Origin of the sequence: Ruminococcus turbiniformis, assembly GCF_020687545.1 — a bacterium.
Classification (GTDB): domain Bacteria; phylum Bacillota; class Clostridia; order Lachnospirales; family Lachnospiraceae; genus Mediterraneibacter; species Mediterraneibacter turbiniformis.
On sequence record NZ_JAJEQX010000089.1, the window covers coordinates 1 to 1568 of the forward strand.

1 protein-coding gene is annotated in these 1568 nt (G+C 42.0%); it reads right to left on the reverse strand.

Going from position 1 to position 1568, the window contains the following annotated elements; translation table 11 throughout:
• Nucleotides 1–99: 99 nt before the first annotated feature.
• Nucleotides 100–1568 (reverse strand): IS1634 family transposase (locus tag LKD70_RS18435; protein ID WP_227709310.1); only part of this gene is annotated, 1469 nt, incomplete at its 5' end.

Sequence of the window (1568 nt, forward strand, 5' to 3'; positions counted from 1 at the left end):
TCCCATCTTTGACAGTTGAAAAGAAAAACGAGTGCCACAATCCTTGAAGATACAGGGATTGTGGCACTTTGTGCACCATACTTGAAATATAGTAATGTTTTATCTTCGCTTACTTTTTTTCTGGAGCTCTTTCATTTTCCGTTTTGTTATTAATTGATAGTCTGTACGGAAGCCACATGCTTCATGTAGCTCGTCCGTGATCCTTTGACGTTCATATACCGGCATAAAGCCTTGTTCCTCTATATCGGCAAACTTCATGTTGCGCAGTACATGTAACAGTTGCTCTGTAGTATAGGGGGTTTTTAATGTCTTTTTTAGCATCCGGAAATGCAGTAAAGCTAAAAAGCAGATGAGGAAATGAGCTTTTATACGATCTTCACGACTGACATAAACAGGACGTGCGTCAAAGTCTGTTTTCATGGTCCGGAAACAGTCTTCAATCTGCCATCTGCCTTCACTGACTTTCAGGATGTCCGCAACATCATCGTCTAACAGATCCGTACAGACTGCATAAAGGCCATCATATTTTTCTTCTTCCGCGATCTTTTCGAAATCAAGGTAATAGTGGATCTCTGCCTTTTCTCCTTCTTTAGTTGCTGCAACCTTATTTACGAATCTTGCAGGATCATTCGGATTTTTTCGCTGTCTTTTCACGGAGCCGTTGGCGACCATTTTTTCAGCCCGGGCGATCTGCTCCGCGCGGACAGCTTTCTCGTATGCAGCATATTTGGGAGAATAGGTTATAATCAGGCGCTGATGGAGTTTTTTTGTAGTATACGGTTCATCTTTATAAAAAAGCCCCTGTTTATCATCCTCGGAAAGCTGTTTGATATCGACAGGGAAATCATCGGACAGCCGTTTAAATCCTTTAGGGTTCAAGGCCCATTCCCGATCTTCTGCCGGAAGCTTTTTGATGGACTGCGTTACAATAAAGGAACGCTGTCCGAGATGATTAAGGAGCCGGTTATCTTCAGATGCTAACCCGGCGTCACTGCAATAGATAAATTTCTGACAGCCGAACTGCTGAAGGATTTTTGTCTCCAGAGGCTTCAAGGACTTCTGTTCATTCTGATTACCCGGAAAAAGAGAAAAAGCTAATGGAAGTCCATCCCCATCAATGAACAAGCCCATCTGAATGATCGGATTCGGTCGGTGTTCTTTACATTTCCCGTATTTTTTATCTCCATCTTCCTGCTCTATCTCAAAGTAGTAGTTTGTGCAGTCATAATAAAGAATCCTATCGTTTCTGTTCCCCAGGAAGAAACTGTTCTTGTAAACTTCAGACTGTATGAAGTCACACTCTTTTGCGAGAACAGAAAGCGCACGGTAGATATCATGGAGCTCATATGTTGGCGCTTCCAGAAACTGCTGTGCGGCTTTGAAAGAAGAGGTTTTGCTGGAGGGTTCCAACACTCTGGCATAGATCAGATCTGAGAGGATTGCATTGAGGTCATATTTATATTTGTAACGGTATTTGATCTTTCGGCAGATCGAATCCATCTTCAGACCATAATAAACAGACTGGAGGAAAAGATAACCACCAGTAAAAAGTTTTTTTCTGTTATAAT